The 20,359-nt window shown below is 40.0% G+C and carries 19 protein-coding genes; 5 read left to right on the top strand and 14 right to left on the bottom strand.

Annotated elements, in window-relative coordinates; genetic code table 11:
* Nucleotide 1 precedes the first annotated feature (1 nt).
* From nadD to ACULLG_RS04140, 6 genes are all read right to left on the bottom strand, one after another.
* Nucleotides 2-586 carry a nicotinate (nicotinamide) nucleotide adenylyltransferase gene (gene nadD, locus ACULLG_RS04165; RefSeq protein WP_452125506.1) on the bottom strand — a complete coding sequence of 195 codons (585 nt, stop codon included), beginning with the start codon at nucleotides 584-586 and terminating at the stop codon, nucleotides 2-4.
* Nucleotides 587-589: 3 nt separating this feature from the next.
* On the bottom strand, nucleotides 590-1,189 hold the full coding sequence (gmk, locus tag ACULLG_RS04160) for a guanylate kinase (RefSeq protein ID WP_452125505.1): 600 nt from the start codon (nucleotides 1,187-1,189) through the stop codon (nucleotides 590-592).
* A complete protein-coding gene (locus tag ACULLG_RS04155; RefSeq protein WP_452125504.1) occupies nucleotides 1,186-2,043 on the bottom strand; it encodes a YicC/YloC family endoribonuclease in 858 nt (285 codons plus the stop codon). Before ACULLG_RS04155 ends, gmk begins: the two co-directional genes overlap by 4 nt.
* An 87-nt stretch (nucleotides 2,044-2,130) precedes the next feature.
* Nucleotides 2,131-2,880: a 3-keto-disaccharide hydrolase gene (locus ACULLG_RS04150; RefSeq protein WP_452125503.1), complete on the bottom strand. Its 750-nt coding sequence runs from the start codon at nucleotides 2,878-2,880 to the stop codon at nucleotides 2,131-2,133.
* Nucleotides 2,881-3,630 carry a 3-keto-disaccharide hydrolase gene (locus ACULLG_RS04145; protein WP_452125502.1) on the bottom strand — a complete coding sequence of 250 codons (750 nt, stop codon included), beginning with the start codon at nucleotides 3,628-3,630 and terminating at the stop codon, nucleotides 2,881-2,883.
* 123 nt (nucleotides 3,631-3,753) lie between these two features.
* Nucleotides 3,754-4,806 (bottom strand): sugar phosphate isomerase/epimerase family protein, encoded by a 1,053-nt coding sequence (locus ACULLG_RS04140; RefSeq protein WP_452125501.1) that lies wholly within the window; start codon nucleotides 4,804-4,806, stop codon nucleotides 3,754-3,756.
* Nucleotides 4,807-4,948: 142 nt separating this feature from the next.
* Between ACULLG_RS04140 and ACULLG_RS04135 the strand changes: the two genes are divergently transcribed.
* Genes ACULLG_RS04135 through ACULLG_RS04125 form a run of 3 tightly spaced genes read left to right on the top strand, consistent with a single transcriptional unit; the run spans nucleotide 4,949 to nucleotide 8,001 of the window.
* Nucleotides 4,949-6,652 (top strand): GMC oxidoreductase, encoded by a 1,704-nt coding sequence (locus tag ACULLG_RS04135; protein ID WP_452125500.1) that lies wholly within the window; start codon nucleotides 4,949-4,951, stop codon nucleotides 6,650-6,652.
* Nucleotides 6,653-6,661: 9 nt separating this feature from the next.
* The gene (locus ACULLG_RS04130; protein ID WP_452125499.1) at nucleotides 6,662-7,126 is read left to right on the top strand and encodes an ASCH domain-containing protein; all 465 of its coding nucleotides are present in this window, start codon (nucleotides 6,662-6,664) and stop codon (nucleotides 7,124-7,126) included.
* Between the two features lie 59 nt (nucleotides 7,127-7,185).
* On the top strand, nucleotides 7,186-8,001 hold the full coding sequence (locus ACULLG_RS04125; protein ID WP_452125498.1) for a hypothetical protein: 816 nt from the start codon (nucleotides 7,186-7,188) through the stop codon (nucleotides 7,999-8,001).
* A gap of 76 nt (nucleotides 8,002-8,077) precedes the next feature.
* Here ACULLG_RS04125 and ACULLG_RS04120 read toward each other — a convergent pair whose 3' ends face one another.
* From ACULLG_RS04120 to ACULLG_RS04100, 5 genes are read right to left on the bottom strand one after another with little or no spacing between them, the layout of a single operon-like run.
* A complete protein-coding gene (locus ACULLG_RS04120; protein ID WP_452125497.1) occupies nucleotides 8,078-9,214 on the bottom strand; it encodes a Gfo/Idh/MocA family protein in 1,137 nt (378 codons plus the stop codon).
* Between the two features lie 13 nt (nucleotides 9,215-9,227).
* Nucleotides 9,228-10,403: an MFS transporter gene (locus tag ACULLG_RS04115; RefSeq protein ID WP_452125496.1), complete on the bottom strand. Its 1,176-nt coding sequence runs from the start codon at nucleotides 10,401-10,403 to the stop codon at nucleotides 9,228-9,230.
* Nucleotides 10,404-10,424: 21 nt separating this feature from the next.
* Nucleotides 10,425-11,651: a nucleoside permease gene (locus tag ACULLG_RS04110; protein WP_452125495.1), complete on the bottom strand. Its 1,227-nt coding sequence runs from the start codon at nucleotides 11,649-11,651 to the stop codon at nucleotides 10,425-10,427.
* A gap of 11 nt (nucleotides 11,652-11,662) precedes the next feature.
* Nucleotides 11,663-12,106 (bottom strand): DinB family protein, encoded by a 444-nt coding sequence (locus ACULLG_RS04105; protein WP_452125494.1) that lies wholly within the window; start codon nucleotides 12,104-12,106, stop codon nucleotides 11,663-11,665.
* A gap of 28 nt (nucleotides 12,107-12,134) precedes the next feature.
* Nucleotides 12,135-13,121 (bottom strand): sugar phosphate isomerase/epimerase family protein, encoded by a 987-nt coding sequence (locus ACULLG_RS04100; RefSeq protein ID WP_452125493.1) that lies wholly within the window; start codon nucleotides 13,119-13,121, stop codon nucleotides 12,135-12,137.
* Between the two features lie 143 nt (nucleotides 13,122-13,264).
* Between ACULLG_RS04100 and ACULLG_RS04095 the strand changes: the two genes are divergently transcribed.
* Nucleotides 13,265-14,983, top strand: a complete 1,719-nt coding sequence (locus tag ACULLG_RS04095; protein ID WP_452125492.1) for a GMC oxidoreductase — start codon at nucleotides 13,265-13,267, stop codon at nucleotides 14,981-14,983.
* Nucleotides 14,983-15,633 (top strand): gluconate 2-dehydrogenase subunit 3 family protein, encoded by a 651-nt coding sequence (locus ACULLG_RS04090; RefSeq protein ID WP_452125491.1) that lies wholly within the window; start codon nucleotides 14,983-14,985, stop codon nucleotides 15,631-15,633. The genes ACULLG_RS04095 and ACULLG_RS04090 overlap by 1 nt, the downstream gene beginning before the upstream one ends.
* 252 nt (nucleotides 15,634-15,885) lie before the next feature.
* Here ACULLG_RS04090 and ACULLG_RS04085 read toward each other — a convergent pair whose 3' ends face one another.
* The 3 genes from ACULLG_RS04085 to ACULLG_RS04075 all read right to left on the bottom strand — a co-directional run bounded on the left by ACULLG_RS04085 (nucleotide 15,886) and on the right by ACULLG_RS04075 (nucleotide 20,234).
* Complete coding sequence (locus ACULLG_RS04085) at nucleotides 15,886-18,363, bottom strand: ribonucleoside-diphosphate reductase subunit alpha (protein WP_452125490.1); 2,478 nt, start codon at nucleotides 18,361-18,363, stop codon at nucleotides 15,886-15,888.
* Between the two features lie 129 nt (nucleotides 18,364-18,492).
* Nucleotides 18,493-19,479 carry a ribonucleotide-diphosphate reductase subunit beta gene (locus tag ACULLG_RS04080; RefSeq protein WP_452125489.1) on the bottom strand — a complete coding sequence of 329 codons (987 nt, stop codon included), beginning with the start codon at nucleotides 19,477-19,479 and terminating at the stop codon, nucleotides 18,493-18,495.
* A gap of 503 nt (nucleotides 19,480-19,982) precedes the next feature.
* Nucleotides 19,983-20,234: a hypothetical protein gene (locus ACULLG_RS04075; protein ID WP_452125488.1), complete on the bottom strand. Its 252-nt coding sequence runs from the start codon at nucleotides 20,232-20,234 to the stop codon at nucleotides 19,983-19,985.
* Between the last annotated feature and the right edge of the window lie 125 nt (nucleotides 20,235-20,359).

Here is a 20,359-nt window from a genome sequence, read left to right as displayed (position 1 = left end):
ACTATCTATAAAAATTCATCTCGTCCATATACTTCCACACATTTTCAGGAAGCAACGGCCTAATGTTTTTGCCTGCCTTGTGTTGTTTACGAATAAAGGTTGATGAAATTTCCATTATAGGTGCATCGACTTTAGTGATTTTTGGATGTCCTTCAAATTGATGTTCAACCTTTCCATTAGAAATTCTAGGATACACATGGATGGAATGGTTCTCCAAAATGGCTTCATAATTCTTCCATTTATGGAAGCTTTTAAGGTTGTCCTCACCCATAATCAATGAAAACTGATATTCGGAACCATATTGCTCATCCAAATGCGCCAAAGTGTTTATGGTATAATTGGGTTGAGGCAGATTAAATTCAATTTTACTTGGTTTTAGTTTTGGGTATTCTTGCAGGGCTTCAAAAACCATTTGATACCTGTGGTGATCATCCAGCAAAGATTGTTTGGTTTTAAAAGGGCTTTGTGGTGTTATTATAAACCAAACCTCATCAAGCTCTGAAAACTCCACCATATGGTTGGCTATGGCCAAATGGCCAATGTGAATAGGGTTAAACGTCCCAAAGTAGAGCCCTACACTTTTCATTTGCTATTCTTCTTCAGAATTTGGAACTGTTGCTCCCACAAAATCCGCTACCAATTGATGGGATTCTTTTAGCGCAACATCCAAATCATAGTTCTTGATGATCTTGTCAAATTGAGGTGCCGTAGCCAATTCAACTGACGCTTTGGCAACTCTCATATTGATTTTGTCATCGCTTTCGGTGCTTCTCTTTTTGAGTCTGATTTTCAGCTCATCAACACTCGGAGGTTTAACAAATACAGCCAAGGTTTCCTCTGGAAATTTCTTTTTGATACGCAGGCCACCGACCACATCGATATCAAAAATTACATTCTTCCCCTCTGCCCATAGTCGTTCCACTTCACTGTTCAAGGTTCCATAAAAATTATCACGGTACACCTCTTCCCATTCCAAAAAATCACCGTTTTTGATATGGTTCTTGAATTCGGAAATGGACATGAAATAATAATTTTTACCTTCCTTTTCCCTCCCTCGTCTAGGTCGAGAAGTTGCTGAAACCGAAAAGGCCAGATTGAGTTCAGGCTGCTCTAAAAGATACTTTACAATAGTAGTTTTACCACTTCCCGAAGGTGCTGAAAAAATAATGAGCTTTCCTCCTTTCTTCATAGCACATTCAACATTTGCTCCTTGATTTTTTCCAACTCATCCTTCATTTGCACCACCAATTGCTGCATGGGGGCATAATTCGCCTTGGAGCCTATGGTATTGATCTCCCTTCCAATTTCTTGGGCAATAAACCCAAGCTTTTTTCCATTGGAATCATTTGATTTCAACGTACTCTCAAAGTAATCCAAGTGGTTGGCCAAACGCACTTTTTCTTCAGTGATATCATATTTCTCCAGATAGTAGATCAGTTCCTGTTCAAACCGATTTTCATCCAGTTCTACTTTTAAATCAGTCACGGCTTTTTCAAGACGTTCACGAATGGTATCCAAGCGCCCTGGATCCATGTTCTTTACTTCTACAAGCAATTCGTTCAACTTTTTAAGTCGGCCCAAGAAATCCATTTCCAACACCTTCCCTTCCTCATTTCTAAAGTTGGTGATTTCGGAAAGGGCTTTTTTCATTGCAGTTTTTATGGCCCCATATTCGGTTTCATCTATATTCCCCTTTTCAGTTTTCATGGTATCGGGCATTCTAAGGGCCAATTCCAATAATTTTAGGTCATCACCCTCAGTTATATTTGCCAACTGCTGCATATATTTTTTGACCACACCTTGATTTACTTCAGCTGTAGTTTCCTCTCCGGTTATCTCAACATATAATCCAAAATCAACCTTGCCCCTAACCAGAACATCAGCAATCATTTTACGTAATTCCAGTTCCTTTTCCCTATAGAATTGTGGGATTCTGGCATTGATATCCAGATTTTTGCTATTAAGGGATTTAAGTTCGATGGTTATTTTTTTTGATGGAAGCTGTACAACATGCTTTCCAAAACCGGTCATGGATTGAATCATATGGGATGATTAAATTTTGGCAAAGGTAACTAAAATTGGGCTTCGCCTTGGGTTTGAAGCAACGGTAAAATCCCAGGAATATAATCTTTAATCCAGCTCTCTTACCCAAATATTTCGGAAACTTACCCTGCTATTGTCGTTGTGGTCCTGCAACATCAAAGGGGCTTTTCCGTGCGCTTCGTAGGTTGGCCATCCAATGTATTCAATGGTGCCCTCAATTTCAAAATGATCCTGAATCAAAACACCATTATGCAACAATGTAACGGTAGCTGGTTTTACGATATTTCCACCTCTACTAAACTGGGGTGCATGAAAGATAATGTCATATGAATTCCATTCTCCAGTAGGGGATGAAGCCATGGCCAAAGGCACACCTTGTTTGTACAAAGCGCCAACCTGCCCATTCACGTAGGTGTCATTCTCATTGTTGTCCAAAACTTGAAGCTCATACCTTTTTTGCATAAAAACTCCACTATTGGCCCTATTCTGACCGGAACGTTGGACTTCTTTGGGGGATTTCCATTCCAGGTGTAATTGTATGCTTCCGAAGTTTTGTTTGGTCTGAATGTTTCCCGTCTTGTCCTTTACCGTCATACTGCCATCCTTGTTCAAATGCCATTTGACTTTGGTGCTATCCACAGCGCTGATCCAATGATCAAAATTTTTTCCATCAAACAAAACTATGGCATCACTGGGCGGTGCCCCATTTAGACCAGGAGTTACTCGAGGGGGTACGGGTTCATAAATTTCAGTAGCTTCGGGATTGGTTGGTTCTTTTTCTTGACTATAGGTAATAGCTGTAACACTAAACAATGCTAGAAATAGTTTTTTAGTCATCTACAGTTCTTTGATTTTAATATTTCTATAAGCTACAATATCGCTATGGTCTTGTAAGCCAATTTTTCCTGTTTTATATGCCCCAAAACCTTCCCAATCGGCAAACTTGGATTTAGACACCATATTGTCCCATTCATCGCCATGTACAGGAAACTCAACAACTTTAATTCCATTCAATAGTACCTGTCCGTGATTTGCTTCATGATTTATGGTCAATTCAACGGTATTCCATTCGCCAGCCGGTTTAACTGCCTTTTCCGAAGGGGCGACCATGTCATACAGGGCTCCTGCCTGATGGGTGGTGCCATTTTTGGCATCAGGATGATTTTCATCGTCCAAAACTTGAATTTCAGGGCCTGTCAAATAGGGTTGCCCGTATTGTTCCCCTTCAAAAACACCCCAAAAAATTCCACTGTTACCTCCTTCTGATATTTTCCACTCTAAGGAAAGTACGAAATTGGTGAACTCTTTATCTGTGACAATGTTATAACTTTCTCCTTTTTGCCTGTCTTTGGGCGGATAAAACACCATGGTTCCGTCTTCCAATTTCCAAGGCTCATCTATTTCGCCTTCATTGTACAAATGCCATCCGTTGAAGGATGTCCCATCAAATAAAGTTTCCCAATCGTCTTCCTTTTGATTGGTTTGCACTTCAACTTCCTTATCAATTGCTTCTTTAGGCTCCTCTTTAGGTTTGTCTTTGCAAGCAAAGACTACCATTAATGCCGTGAATACAACTAGTTTTTTCATCTGTTTAAAATTTTATAGTTTTTAGAATGGAGAAACTAAAAATTTCTGCACATTCAGTAATTCGCATAAAAAATTTAATCATATCCGTAAGTAAGATAATGATGAAATTTGTTTACGCTCATTTCATAGTCCCAGTATTTTTTTGAGTTTTTCAGTATCTGTTTCCGCACCAGCAAAATCATCAAAGGTTTTGGTGGTGGCTTCTATAATATGATCTTGAATAAATTTAGCGCCTTCCCTTGCTCCTTGTTCCGGGCTTTTTATACAACATTCCCATTCCATAACCGCCCAAACATCACATCCATACTGGGTTAATTTGGAGAAAATGGTCTTAAAATCTATTTGTCCATCACCTAAAGAACGGTAACGGCCAGCTCGATCTCCCCAATCGTTATATCCTCCAAACGCCCCTTTTTTACCTGTTGGATTAAATTCAGAATCTTTTACATGAAAGGATTTGATAAACTCATGGTAGTGATCAATATATGTGATATAATCAAGCTGTTGCAACACAAAATGGCTGGGGTCATATAAAATATTTACTCTTTTGTGATTACCGGTTGCTTCCAAAAACCGTTCAAAAGTATCGCCATCATGTAAATCCTCGCCAGGGTGGATTTCATAACAGACATCAACCCCTTCTTTGTCGAAATGATCCAAAATGGGCATCCATCTTTTGGCCAGTTCCTCAAATCCCATTTCAACCAGCCCAGGAGGTCTTTGCGGCCACGGATGTGCAGTGTGCCAAAGCAACGACCCAGAAAATGTTGCATGGGCAGCTATTCCCAATCTTCGGCTGGCAGTTGCTGCCTTTTTTACGGTTTCAATAGCCCATTCTGTTCTGGCCTTTGGATTGTTTTTTACGATATCCGGCGCAAAATTGTCAAACATGATATCATAAGCTGGGTGCACGGCCACCAACTGCCCTTGTAAATGTGTTGAAAGCTCTGTTATCTCCAACCCGTACGAATTGATTTTTCCTTTTAGCTCATCGCAGTAATCCTGACTTTCTGCGGCTTTATCCAAATCAATCAGAAAGGATTCCCATGTCGGGATTTGGATTCCTTTATAGCCCAGTTCTGATGCCCATTTGCACATTCCATCCAACGAATTGAAGGGGGCGTGGCTGTCCACAAATTGGGCAAGAAATACTGCTGGCCCTTTAATTGTCTTCATTTAAATCAACTTTTAAGAATTGACAAAACCTTAAGGTTTTAGGATTTATCACCTATATTTAAGAAAAATATTATGATGTTTTCATTTTCCCCACGGGAAGACATAAATATAGCGATTCGCCAACAATTAAAACAGCACAATAATGAATGAAAATGTTGTTTATGATGCTATTGTTGTCGGGACTGGGATAACTGGTGGTTGGGCGGCCAAGGAATTGTGTGAAAATGGATTGAAAACCTTGGTCTTGGAACGTGGTCCAATGGTTAAACATGTGGAGGGCTACAAAACCATGAACGATGATCCCTGGGACTACCCCTTAAAAGGTGAGTTATCGCGGGGTGACAAAGAAAAATATCAAAAACAGCTGCGCGTAGGTTGGGCACCACGGGAAGACGTCAAGCATTTTTTCGTGAATGATTTGGAGCATCCCTACCAAGAAACCAAACGTTTTGATTGGATAAGAGGTTATCAAGTAGGTGGAAGATCTCTTACTTGGGGCAGGCAAAGCTACCGATGGAGCGATATTGATTTTGAAGCAAATAAAAAAGAAGGTATTGCAGTTGATTGGCCTGTTCGGTATAAAGACATAGCTCCATGGTATGATAAAGTTGAATCCTATATTGGAGTGAGTGGTGAAAAATTGGGATTGAGACAATTGCCTGACGGACAGTTTTTACCGCCAATGGATTTGAATTGCGTGGAAAAAGAGTTCCAATCGGCTTTGGGAACCAATTTCGAGGATGGAAGGCTTTTAACCATAGGTAGGGCGGCGCATATAACCAAAAACACTACGGATTTTGAGGGTCGTGGCCCTTGCCAATATAGAAATAGATGCTGGAGGGGGTGTCCTTTTGGTGGTTATTTTAGTAGCAATTCCTCTACACTCCCAGCTGCAGAACGTACAGGTAATCTGACACTTCGCCCCAACTCCATTGTTTACGAAGTGATCTATGACGATTCACAAAAAAAGGCAACTGGGGTAAAAGTCATTGATGCCGAAACCCATGAAAAAATAGAGTTTAAATCCAAAGTTGTGTTCTTATGTGCTTCAGCGATGGCTTCGGTTGGAATTTTACTACAGTCCAAATCGAAAGCATTTCCAAATGGAATGGGCAACAACTATGATGAAGTGGGCCGTAATATTATGGACCATCATTACCAATTAGGGGCTTCAGCCAAAGTGGATGGGCATCTGGATAAATATTATAAAGGTAGAAGACCAAATGGATTTTATATTCCGCGTTTTGTAAATCTGGATGAAAAGACCAAACGCACCGGATTTTTACGTGGATTTGGCTATCAAGGTGGAGCGGGAAGATCCAATTGGTCAGAAATGGTCGCCGAATTGGGTTATGGAAAAGCTTTGAAAGAGGCTATTCTAAAACCCGGTGGCTGGGAAATTGGAATGACCGGTTTTGGTGAGATGTTGCCATATCATGATAATCGTGTTACCTTGAGCAGGGATAAAAAGGACCGATGGGGGCTGCCACAGTTGGATTTTGACGTCGCCTTCAAGGAAAATGAACATAAAATGCGTGAAACTATAAAACAAGAGGCCGTTGCCATGCTAAAAGCTGCCGGTTTTAGAGATGTAAATGCCTACGACCGGGAAACCGGACCTGGATTGGGGATTCATGAAATGGGAGGTGCAAGAATGGGCAACAACCCAAAAACCTCCGTTCTCAACAGGCATAATCAAGTACACGGTGTACCCAATGTCTATGTTACCGATGGGGCCTTTATGACATCGGCAAGTTGTGTTAATCCGTCATTGACATATATGGCTTTTACGGCCAGAGCTGCCAACCACGCCGCTAAACAATTTAAACAACATAAATTTTCTTAAACACCTACTATGGAAAATGCTTCTGCTCGAAATTTATGGGGCGATTTTTTGGATGCCCATCTGGAATTCGCTTCCGAAGACGCACCCAAAGTGATTCACTTTTGCGATAATGAAAAAGATGCGAACGATTGTGTCAATTTGGTATGTAAAGATGTGAAACGTGCCACCTCGCACTCATTGTTAGGACTTCAAAACCGAAAAGAACCAATGCCTAGAATTGGGGATTTTGCCGTGGTCACGGATTGGTCTGGTAAGGCCAAATGTGTTATCCGAACAACTTCTGTTAAACTGGTTCCTTACTTCGCAGTTAATTCGGAACATGCCCGTCTTGAAGGTGAGGGAGACAAAAGTTTGGAACATTGGCAAAAGACCCATTGGGATTATTATACCAGAGAGCTTTCAGAATTCAATAGAATCCCTCGTGAAAGCATGATTGTGGTCTTTGAGGAGTTTGAAAAGGTTTTCCAACGATGACAGATTTGGGTATAGATACTCACCTATGCTGTGCATTATTCTGAAAAAATCGAAAACAAATGAAAATTGAGAAATATAACCAACGTCTCCTTGCCGTTTTAGGAACAGTTGCAGTGATTTTTTTAATAATTGCCTTGATAGCATTTATTTCAATAACCATAATAGAGCATTTGAGATATAATGATGACATTGAAACCGGAATTTTATCTGATGAAAGAATTGAAGAATTACAAAAAGAAAATAAACGCGAACAAGTCATTTCATACGACAATCCAAGGTTGATTGACACTCTAAATTCTGTATATGTAATTCCTGTTTCCCATAAAACTTTGAATGAACCGGAAGACATTGGCAAAACTCTAAATGCTTTTTCTTCTTCAGACGATTATGAAAAAAGTGATTCTCGATATTCTTCTTATCACTATGGAGCTTTCAACAATTTAATTGTTTACGATGCAAAAAAGAGAACAAACCGAAGTTTATTTGATAAAAGAGTAAACTTCAATCAGATAACAGCAGAATACTTTGATGATGATATCTTTCTTTTAATGAAAGTGTCAGAAAAAGACACGCATAAAGATGGGGTAATTAATCTATTAGACTTTAAAAGGCTGTATATCTATTCGTTTAAGAAAAAGGAAATAAAAACCATCGGAATTGATGGTATGGACATAGCAAGCTATAAGTTTATTAATAATGGAAAAGATTTGACCATACGATTTGGTGTTGACAAAAATGATGATGGAAAATACGAAGAACACAATGAGCCAACACTAATAAAAAGGTATGATTTTGAGAATGGTAAATTAAATGAGATTGTAGACGAAAAGCTCAACTCTGAATTACAGAAAATACTTGAAGGAACTAAAAAATAACAAATGCACAAGAGTGATGCTATAAGCAACCACCTGTTCTCGACTACATTATTTGACCTAATATTTTAGGTGATAGTCAATCCAACTCCACCCAAACATTCCCATTTTTGTGGGAAGCGACCGTACTTTCAATAAAGTTCATTCCCCTTACTCCATCTTGCATGGTTGGGAACTCTCCATCGTTATATTGTTCTCCACGAATGGCCCTGGCAGCTCCTAAATAAATATTGGCCATGGAATCAAAAATACCTTCTGGATGTCCGGCCGGTATCTTGGAAGCCTTTAATGAAAGTTCAGAATTGTATGCATGCCCTGGTTTGTACACCTGTAACGGTTCCGTATCACTCAATTTATACAGGAAATTTGGTTTTTCCTGCTCCCATCTAAAAGCTCCTTTCTCACCATAAATAGCAATAGCCAGTCCGTTTTCTTCCCCTGTTGCAACCTGACTTGCCCGAACAACACCTTTTACATGTTTATCCATTCGAATCAGAACTGTTCCGTCGACATCCATGAGGTTGTCATCATAGAGATAATTGAAATCGCATAGCACTGATTTGATCTTTAAGCCTGTCGTATACTCTATTAAATTGGATGCATGAACACCTATATCACCCATACATGAGCTAATTCCAGCTTTTTTTGGATCTAATCGCCAGACTGTTGAGCGCTTTTCTTTATCGTGAATAACTGCATTGATCCACCCTTGATAATATCTGGCGTCCACCTTGTGTATTTTTCCCAAAGCTCCGGCCTTGATCATCTCGCGCATTTGACGTACCATGGGGTACCCCGTATAAGTATGGGTAAGGGCAAACACCTTTCCCGACTCTTTATGCACCTGTTGAAGGGTTTTGGCTTCTTCGTAGTTCATGGTCATCGGCTTTTCACAAATGACATGAAATCCATTCTCCAATAGTTTTTTGGCCATGGGAAAATGCAAAAAGTTAGGAGTCAATACGGAACATACCTGAATACGTTCATCTTCTGGAAGTTTTAACTCTTCCGCTACCAAGGTGTCAAAGTCTTTATAAATACGATTAGTGGGGATGTCAATTTCCTTGGCAAATTCCAAACTCTGCTCATGATCGGGATTAAATACCGCTCCAACAATTTCATAATTATCATTGATAAATGAGGCCACCCTGTGTAAAACCCCAATGAGCGAATCTCCTCCACCTCCTAAAATTCCAAGTCTTATTTTCTTTGGCATGCGTTTTCTTTTTTTAAGCTTCTTGTGTATTTGATTTCCGTTTTTTCATGAATATGTACAACCCTATGAATGCCACAATTAAAATTGCGGGCAAAATCGACATTGTTCGTAATGCCTCTATTGCACTGGCATCATCCATCAACCTCCCCATAATGGGCAATACTATAGACACCGACAACATTCCTGCACCTCCCATAATGGAAAGTCCCAAAGCTCCAGTTTCTGGTAAATATTCAGCAACAAACCCGAGCATTGTTGGCCAGAAAAAAGTAACTCCCACAGCAAATACAGCTGCTGCCGCAAATGTCATTGTTCCACTTGTTATGGTCAATAACCATAGTCCAATAAAGGTGAATATGGCAGAAAACAATAACATCCCGGCTGGCTGCAATTTATGTATCACTTGACCGGCAAAAGCCCTTCCTGTGGCCATAATACCATTGATAAATACCAAGACCAATAACGGTACGGTACCAGATTCTTTTAACAATGATTCGATGCGTTGTGTGGTACCCAATTCTGATGCAGCGGTCAAGAGCATGCAAAAGACCATAAAAATGAACAAGGGCTTTCCTAGGCTGGCAATCATCTTTTTATTACTTACTCCCAATTGAACACGTTCTGTAACCGGGAATTTTTGTCCGAAAAACATAAATCCATAGATTACCAATGGGATAAATAATACCCCAACCATTATTTGCCATCCTAAGCCCATAACATCCATAATTAGCCATCCCAAAACTCCACCAATTGCAATTCCTCCTGGAAACCAAACGTGAAACCTGTTCAACATCTTGGTTTTGTTTTCGGTATACATCGATGCAATCATAGGATTAAGGGCAGCCTCGACCATCCCATTACCAATTCCGACAAACAGTGTGGCTATAAACAATGATGTTTGGTCTTTGGCCAAAATTGTCCATACAATTCCAATGGCATGGGTAATAAAGGCAATCCAAGTAATTTTTTTAATCCCGAGCGAATCAACCAAGGGGCCCCCGATTATCATCGCCAGCGTAAAGCCCCAAAAGGCGGGGGTAAAAGCCCATCCTATTTGCTCCAACGTTAACCCAACTCCTTCTGGACCAAAAACGGTCTCCAATCTTGCCCTAATGGCAAAGGTCATTGCAGTAACCAATAAGGCGACGCAGGATGCTATGAATAATCGATTCTTGTTTACGTTTTCCATATAATATTAATTTGGTTGGTTTTAGGATTTATATTCCACTTTTTCCTTTTTAAAGAAAAGTGCGAACAAAAGAAAAACGACCAGGGCAAAAATTGCTGGAATGATCCAAACACTTCCCCAATCATGTGTGTTTTCTGCAATAAGATAGGTGTCGGTAATCTTGCCCGCAATCCAAAAGCCCATCAACATACCTATTCCATAAGTTGCCAAGGTAATGAGTCCCTGAGCGGCGCTTTTATATTTTTCACCAGCTTTGGAGTCGGTATATATTTGGCCGGATACAAAGAAGAAATCATAACAAATGCCATGCAGTGCAATTCCCAACAATAACATGAAGGCCATTTCGCCGGCATTTCCATATGCGAACAGCAAATAGCGTAGGGTCCATGCCAGCATTCCAGCCAAAATGGTCTTTTTGAATCCAAATTTTTTAAAGAAGTATGGAAGTAACAGCATAAAAAGTACTTCCGAAGCTTGGCCAATGGTCATTTTTCCCGCCGGATTTGAAACTCCAATTTCACCCAAAAATTGACCTGCATGTTGGTAATAGAATGCCAAGGGAATACAAATCAAAACAGATGCTAAAAAGAAAATAAGGAAGTTTCGGTCTTTTAAAAGCTTAAGTGCTTCCAATCCCAAAATATCCGAAAGCGTTATCTTTTCTCCTTTTGACACTTGCGGTGGTGTCTTGGGCAATGTAAAACTAAACAACCCCAGTACAGCCGAGGCAACGGCAACCATTAAAAAAGTATTTCTTAAAAGCCCTTGTTGAACACCAGCTTCGCTATCCCATCCAATAAAACTAATGGTAAGCCCCGCGATGATCCATCCTATAGTGCCAAAAACCCTTACAAAGGAAAATTCCTTGGCAGGATCCTTCATTTGGTTGAAGGAAACAGAGTTTACCAAAGCCAAGGTGGGCATATAAATAATCATATAACCCAACACATAGGGATAGAAAACACCAAAGTCCGTGGCATTTGCCATCTGGTACATTAGAAAGGCGCCCGCTAAATGTAAAACCGCCAATATACGTTCTGCATTGAAAAAACGATCAGCAATCAACCCAATAATAAAAGGAGCTATTATAGCTCCCCAAGATTGTGTGGAGTATGCCAATGCTATTTCACCTCCATTTGCATTAAGTGTATTGGGCAGATAAATGCCAAGGGTCACAAACCAGCCTCCCCAAATAAAGAATTCTAAAAACATCATAAACGACAACTGGAACTTTACTTTTGAATTCATGGGTGGGAGGTTTATCTTTTATAAAAAATGTAATCGAGTGGTTCGGGTTCAAGTCCGTTGGTTCTAAAATCGGATAGCATTTGACCTCTGTGATGTGTTGAATGGTTTATGATATGGAAAAGAATGTCTTTAAGCTCATTGGCAAACATCCGACCTTCCTTGTTCTCATAGTCCACCCGTTTGGTGAAATCATCGGTGTTGGTAATGATCTCAAATGAGGTTCTTTGGTTTTCGTAATGAATATCGCCCCAGTCATCAATGGCGTGTTCTTGCCAAGCACCAAATTCGTAAGGTTTACCAACAATTCTATTGTTCCACACATGGTGGGCATTTAGAATATGGCTAAAAAGCACAATGCACTTTTCCGGAACTTTCTCCATACCTGTACATTGCTCAATAAGCTTTTTGTTACAATAAAAATTGTAATCAAATAGTTGGTTAAATAGTGCCTGCATACTTGTTTTATGAACTGAAGACAGTGTCTTAAACTTGTTTCCCAGCTTTGATCAACAAATCCCTTGTTGCTATTATACCTTCTTCCTCGCTAATGCCGCTTCCTTCATATTCTACTCCGATATATCCTTTATATCCGGCATCTTTAACGATTTTCAGCATTTTTACATAATCGGAATGGATTTCATTGCCATTTTCATCAAAATCATGTGATTTGGCACTTACCGCCTTGGCGTAGGGCATTAGTTCCTTCATTCCTTTATATCGGTCGTACCAATCATCACATTCAGGCCATTCTGCCCATTTCATACAGAAGTTTCCAAAATCAGGAAGCGTTCCGCAGTTATCCATATTTACCTCTTTCATTACATTGGCCAACATGGCCCCGTTAGAAGAAAATCCTCCATGATTTTCAACTGTGATGTTGATATTTTTTGGTTTGGCATACGTTGCCAATTGCGTTAGACCATCGATTGATGCACTTGTCCATTCTTCCGCTTCATCCGCTCCACTTAAGTTTACCCTAATGGTATGGCATCCCATTGCCGCAGCAGCATCTACCCATTTATGGTGATTTTCTACTGCTTTTTTACGTTCAGTGGCATCTGGCGTTGCCAGATCACCCTGGCCATCGATCATAATAAGTAAGTTTTCCATGCCGTGCTTTTCAGCCTCAGCATTGCTTTTATCAATAAATGCTTGCATTGCGGCCTCCGAAAAATTGTCTTCTTCCAGTTCTTTATAGTAAAGTCCACTTACATATTCCAATCCTGTGAATCCCCAAGCTTTGGCCTTTTCAGCAAAAGTATAGGGATCAACTCCGTCTTCCCTAATCATTCGGTGCATGGACCATTGGGCCAGTGATAGTTTAAAGAATGGTTCCGCAATCACCTCTTCAGATGCTGCTACGACTTCTTTTTCAGGCTCTTTTTTTGCTTGTTTACAAGCATACGCTCCTAAAGCGGTGATGGCTAAACCAACTTTTGCAGAATTGGCTACAAATTTTCTTCTTTTCATGATTCTTATTTCGTGATGCTGATTATTAAAAGATTAGGATTTACTACAACGTTATAGTGTTAATTTCCCAATAAACATGGGGTTTAAATGTAGAAAATTAATTTAATATTTAATACATTTAGAAAATAAACAATCAATAATAAATGAGCAAATTCTATTACAACGAAGAACAGGATTCTTACGATGCAATTGTTGTTGGAACAGGCATCAGTGGTGGATGGGCTGCAAAGGAACTTTGTGAAAATGGACTTAAAACCTTGGTTCTGGAGCGAGGCCCCATGGTCAAACACCGAGAAGACTACCCCACAGCCAATATGGATCCCTGGGATTTCCCAAACAATGGACAACCTACCCAAGCCGACCTAAAAAAACAAGAGAAGCAAAATCGAACCGGTTATACCACCAATGCAGCTTCAAAGCATTGGTTTGTTAACGATTTAGAACATCCATACAATGAAACCAAACGTTTTGATTGGATGCGAGGTTATCATGTAGGAGGGCGTTCCATTATGTGGGGACGACATAGCTATCGTTGGAGTGAAATTGATTTTGAAGCGAACAAGAGAGATGGCATCGCCGTAGATTGGCCAGTGAGATATAAGGATATAGCTCCTTGGTATGATAAAGTAGAATCATACATTGGGGTCACAGGGGAACTGTTGGGCCTCTCCCAACTTCCAGATGGGAAATTTGAGCCCATGATGGAACTTAACTGCGTAGAGCAACACGTGCGTGATAAAGTTTCAGAGCATTTTGATGGCCGTGTAATCACTGCCGGTCGTGTGGCCCATATTAATAGTGACAAAAAATTTGAAGGAGACGGCAGGGTTAGATGTCAATATAGAAACCGTTGTATTAGAGGCTGTCCTTTTGGCGCATATTTTAGTAGTGTATCGTCTACCTTGCCTGCGGCCGAGCGCACAGGTAATATGACATTGCGTCCTGATTCAATTGTTCACGAGGTTGTATATGATCCAGAAACCAAGAAGGCTTCTGGGGTTAAAATTATTGATCGGGTTACCAAAGAAGAGCATGTGTTCAAAGCCAAAGTGATTTTTCTGTGCGCATCATCAATTGCCTCCACCGCAATTTTGATGCAATCCAAATCGGATCGCTTTCCTGACGGTCTGGGAAATGATTCCGATCAGTTGGGACGAAACATCATGGATCATCATCTAGGTGTTGGCGCATCTGGAAAATTTGATGGTTTTGAGGATAAATATTATAAAGGCAGAAAGCCGAATGGCGTTTATATTCCAAGATTTAGAAATCTTGGTGGAAGCACAAATACCGATAAATTTTTAAGAGGTTACGGATATCAAGGAGGTGCCCGAAGAAGTAATTGGGAAGACACCGTAGCTGAAATGTCACATGGAGCTGGGTTAAAAGAAGCCATTTTAAAACCAGGAGGTTGGAATTTTGGTATCGGTGGATTTGGTGAAGTATTGCCCTATGAAGATAACCGTATGACCTTGGATTATGATAATTTGGATCAATGGGGACTTCCCACCGTCACTTTTGATGCTGAATTCAAGGAAAACGAATGGAACATGCGTGAAGATATGAAGAACCAGGCTGTGGAGATGTTGGAAAAAGCTGGTTTGCGAGATGTAAAACCTTTCGATAATCCTGGAGCACTTGGATTGGGAATCCATGAAATGGGTACGGCAAGAATGGGCCGAGATAGAAAAACTTCTGTACTCAATGGATATAACCAGGTACACGATTGTAAAAACGTTTATGTTACCGATGGTGCTTTTATGACATCAGCATCTTGTGTAAACCCATCGTTAACGTATATGGCCTTCACTGCAAGGGCAGCCAACCATGCCGCCCAAGAACTTAAAAAAGGAAATATATAATGGAAAGAAGAACAGCACTTAAAAATATGGGAATGGTTTTCGGCTATGCCGCGGCCACTCCGGCCCTATTGAGTATAGTTCAAAGTTGTCAAAGTAAAAAGGCATTGGATTGGACTCCAAGTTTCTTCAGTAAAGATCAAGGTGGTGTAATTCACTCTTTGGTAGATATTCTTTTACCTAAGACCGATACCCCTTCTGCAACTGAGCTCAATGTACATATGTTTCTGGATCAATTTGCTCACGAGGTATTACCCGAAGAACAACAAGGTTTAATGAAACTGACCATGGAAAAATTCACCAACAAGGTATTGGCCAATGCAGGCAAAGAAAGTTTGGCTGACCTTGATAGCGAAGATTTAGAACCTTTATTTGTTACTTATTTAAAGAAAAGAACCCCTGAAAAAGAGGAGGAGCATGGAAAAATCATGGAAGCTTATGTAGAGGCCCTTGAAAAAGGAGAGTCCGCTGAACTTGATGATGAAGTGGCTTGCCATGCTTTTGCCAATAACCTAAGAGGATCGGCAATTTGGGCCTATAAATCAACTGAATATATTGGTGAAGAAGTACTTGCCTATTTGCCAATCCCAGGAGAATATGTGGCCTGTGGGAATGTTGACGAATTGACCCAGGGAAGAGCTTGGTCCTTATAAATTTCCAAGAGAGTGTATACAAAAATCCCTATTGCAAGCAATAGGGATTTTCTTTGAACAAAACTTCCTTTTTTGCACCCAATTAGGAATTTGAGTGTTAATGGATTTCTGCCTTTGCCGGAATGACAGACATAGTATTTTCAATAAAAAAACACCTTGGTGCCGCTCAATGTGGGGTGAGCTTTCCCAAGGTGCTTTGTCAAATAATAAACACTATCACATACTGAAACATGTTCACATGTTCAGCTACGGTTATGAACCGCACATTAGGCAATCGTCATCTGCCTGGCCTTCTTTGGCCCGTGCGATCATTTCTTTCATTTCTTCCGCTGTCATTGGCTGTATATCCACCTCTTGCTGTTCAACCGGAGTGGTCTCCACTTTAATCCCTTCTGCAGCTTTAGTGCTCGCTGCCAAAACCTCAGCTTCTGCAGCTACACTTACCGGAATTTCTTTTTTCTTGGTATTGTCCAAAGTGAACTTAATGGCATCTACAGCAGCTTTGGTTCTTAGATAGTACATTCCTGTTTTAAGTCCACTTTTCCATGCATAAAAATGCATAGAGGTCAACTTGGAGTAATTCGCATTTTCCATGAATAAGTTCAAAGATTGGCTTTGATCAATAAAATAACCTCTTTGTCTGCTCATGTCGATGATATCTTTCATGCTCAATTCCCAAACCGTTTTATAAAGCTCTTTAATATCGTCTGGGATGACATCAATATGTTGAATTGATCCATTGGCCCTCATCAATTCCTGTTTCAATCCTTCGTTCCAAAGATTCAATTTTACCAAGTCTTCCAACAGATGTTTGTTCACTACGATAAATTCACCTGAAAGCACCCTTCTTGTATAGATGTTGGATGTATAGGGCTCAAAGCATTCATTGTTTCCGAGAATCTGTGAGGTGGATGCCGTAGGCATAGGCGCTACTAAAAGTGAGTTACGCACTCCATGCTTTTTGACATCTTTTCTTAATTTACCCCAATCCCATCTGCCGGACAATTCTTCATCTTTGATTCCCCAAAGGTTGTGTTGGAACTTTCCTTCGGAAATGGGCGAACCTTTGTAAGTTGAATACGTTCCTTCCTCCTTGGATGCTTCCATAGAAGCTGTTACCGCGGCAAAATAAAGGGTCTCAAAAATTTCTTGGTTCAGTTCTTTCGCCTCATCACTGGTAAACGGCAATCGAAGCATGATAAAGGTATCAGCCAATCCTTGAACTCCTAGACCGATAGGTCTATGTCTCATATTGGAATTTTCTGCTTCTTTGACAGGATAGTAATTACGATCTATTACACGGTTTAGGTTTTTGGTTACCCTTTTGGTTACCCGAAATAGTTCTTTATGGTCAAATTTTCCATTTTTAACGAACATGGGCAGGGCAATGGAAGCCAAATTACATACAGCAACCTCATCAGGTGAAGTGTACTCTAAAATTTCTGTGCAAAGGTTCGAAGAACGAATGGTCCCCAAATTCTTTTGGTTGCTCTTTCTGTTCGCCGCATCCTTATACAGCATATACGGGGTTCCGGTTTCAATCTGCGATTCCAATATTTTCTCCCAGAGATCCCTAGCTCTAACTTTTTTGCGGCCTTTCCCTTCTTTTTCGTATTTGGTATAGAGTGCCTCAAATTCCTCGCTATGGGTATTGAAAAGGTTAGGGCATTCATTCGGACACATCAAAGTCCATTCAGCATCCGCCTCAACTCTTTTCATAAACAAATCTGGTATCCACATGGCATAGAAAAGGTCACGCGCTCGCATCTCTTCTTTTCCATGATTCTTTTTCAAATCGAGGAAATCGTAGATATCGGCATGCCATGGCTCCACGTAGATGGCAAAACTTCCTTTTCTTTTTCCTCCTCCTTGGTCCACATATCGGGCTGTATCATTAAAGACGCGAAGCATTGGAACAATCCCATTTGATGTTCCATTGGTGCCAGCAATGTATGATCCTGTAGCTCTAACATTGTGAATTGACAAACCAATTCCTCCCGCAGACTGGGAAATTTTAGCGGTCTGCTTTAAGGTGTCATAAATTCCATCGATACTATCATCTTTCATTGCTAAAAGAAAACAGGAAGACATTTGCGGCTTTGGTGTACCCGAATTGAACAGTGTAGGTGTTGCATGGGTGAAATACTTTTTGGACATCAACTCATAAGTTTCGATGGCCGCATCCAAGTCGTTCAAATGAATTCCAACCGCAACACGCATTAACATATGCTGTGGGCGTTCTGCAATATTCCCGTTCAGCTTAAGAAGGTAAGAGCGTTCCAATGTTTTAAAACCGAAATAATCGTAGCCAAAATCTCGGTTATAAATAATAGTGGAATCCAACTTTTCGGCATTTTCTTCTACCACCTTATATACTTCGTCTGAAAGTAAAGGTGCTTTTTTTCCGGTTCTTGGATTTACGTACTCGTATAAATCCTTCATGGTTTCGGAGAAGGATTTTTTGGTGTTCTTGTGTAAGTTGGAAACAGAAATGCGAGCTGCCAACTTTGCATAATCGGGGTGGGTAGTGGTCATGGTAGCCGCTATTTCAGCCGCCAGATTGTCCAATTCTGAGGTTGTTACTCCATCGTACAATCCTTCAATCACCCTCATGGCAACCTTTACAGGATCTACCAGGCCATTAAGCCCATAACAAAGTTTTCTGACTCTGGCCGTGATCTTGTCGAACATCATCGGCTCTTTTCTTCCATCTCTTTTTAATACATACATGCGCTACGAATATTTTAAATGATACGTTTGTTGGTTATACCATTTGCATTTATCATTGGATAAACCAATGCTCAAGGTTAAGGTCACGAAGACCTCCGGGGTAAGAGGGCCTTCAATAAGGTTGGTTACTTAAAAATCCGCGTCAAAGCTGATTTTTTGTGAATCTGTGTCTTTTTCTTTATTTAAAACACCTGCTTTTTGATATTCCGACACTCTTTTTTCAAAGAAATTGGTCTTCCCCTGAAGTGAAATCATATCCATAAAGTCAAATGGATTTGTGGAGTTGTACACTTTTTCGCATTCCAACTCGACCAATAATCTATCGGTCACAAACTCCAGGTACTGGGTCATTAATTTGGCATTCATCCCTATTAGGCTCACAGGAAGAGACTCTGTAATAAATTCTCTTTCAATGTTCAATGCATCCACAATAATATCCTTGATGCGTTCTTTTGGCACCTTATTTACCAAGTGGTTGTTATGTAAATGCACCGCATAATCGCAATGCATGCCTTCATCTCTTGAAATTAATTCATTGGAGAAGGTCAATCCAGGCATCAATCCTCTTTTCTTTAACCAGAAAATGGAACAGAATGCCCCAGAAAAGAAAATTCCTTCCACTGCTGCAAAAGCTATCAATCGCTCTGCAAAACTTGGAGAATCAATCCATTTAAGAGCCCAATCTGCTTTCTTTTTAATCGCAGGAAAGTTTTCTATGGCCTGAAAAAGCACGTTTTTCTCTTTTTCATCTTTTACATATGTGTCAATGAGCAAGGAGTATGTTTCGGAGTGAATGTTCTCCATCATAATCTGAAATCCATAGAAAAACTTAGCTTCGGAGTACTGTACTTCATTAACAAAGTTTTCTGCCAAATTCTCATTTACAATGCCGTCAGAAGCAGCAAAAAAGGCCAAAATATGCTTTATGAAATAGCGCTCATCGTCATTGAGCTTATTGTTCCAATCCGTTAAATCTTGGTGCAGATCAATTTCCTCCGCTGTCCAGAAACAAGCCTCACATTTTTTATACCAATCCCAAAGATCATGGTGTTTGATAGGGAAAATTACAAATCGGTCTTTATTTTCTTGTAAAATGGGCTCGTTAGCTGCTGACATAGTTTCTCGTTAAAAATTTATAGTTCGGAAGAAAAATTCCCTGAGGATAGGGCTAACAAAGATTCAAAATTGAAACCACTTTGGAAAGGCAGTTTTATGAAAACGGTCTCAAAGTTTTTAACACAACATGTTGAAATCTAGCTTGGCAACCCATGTTACTTGGGCTGGTAAAATTTAGAGGAAATGAAAACTTTTTTTTGAAAAATAACTGCAACAAAAAAGACCAAGGAGTATAAAAAACTATATTCCTTGGTCCTGATCTATTTACGGGAATTACACTAAAAGCTATTCCGATCTTCATTACCAAACAGTACGGCCTGTCCAAATCCCGCCGATGGAGAATGATTCAATTCTAGGTAGTTCCCCCGAAACCTAAAATCAAACTTCAAATCCTGGCTAGACCGGGTCACATATTTTGCAAGCAGTTTCTAAAACAAGAGGTTGGTTGCTCCGGCCGTACAATTTGATTGGTAATGTTTATGAACGTCTTTAAATTGAAATGGTCATGGATTCACCGCCATTTCACTCCAGTCTGATTGCATCTCCATATCCTTACTTTCCAGCACTGCTGCGCAAATCAGAGCGAATATCAAAATCATAAATAACACAACACATTTTCTCATTTGAGTACTTTTTAGGTTGTCTTTTGTTTTGACGAGTCCAAAGTATAAAACAAAACCAGTGGTTCCGTTGCGCCATGTATGAATTGCCGCTTTTTGTGTATAAATGGTTTTTCCTTTTTTTATTTTGACCATATTTAGGGGTAAAATAGCGGTGTTTTTTAAGAATTTATGTACAAGAATCCAAATCTTGATTGTTTTTTACCAGTTATACGCAGAAAATGTCCATCAACACATAATTTTAAATACCTTATTATAAT

The sequence above is a fragment of the Flagellimonas sp. 2504JD1-5 genome, from assembly GCF_053618295.1.
Note: the sequence above shows the minus strand (reverse complement) of the source record. Positions and strands in the feature narration are given on the sequence as shown.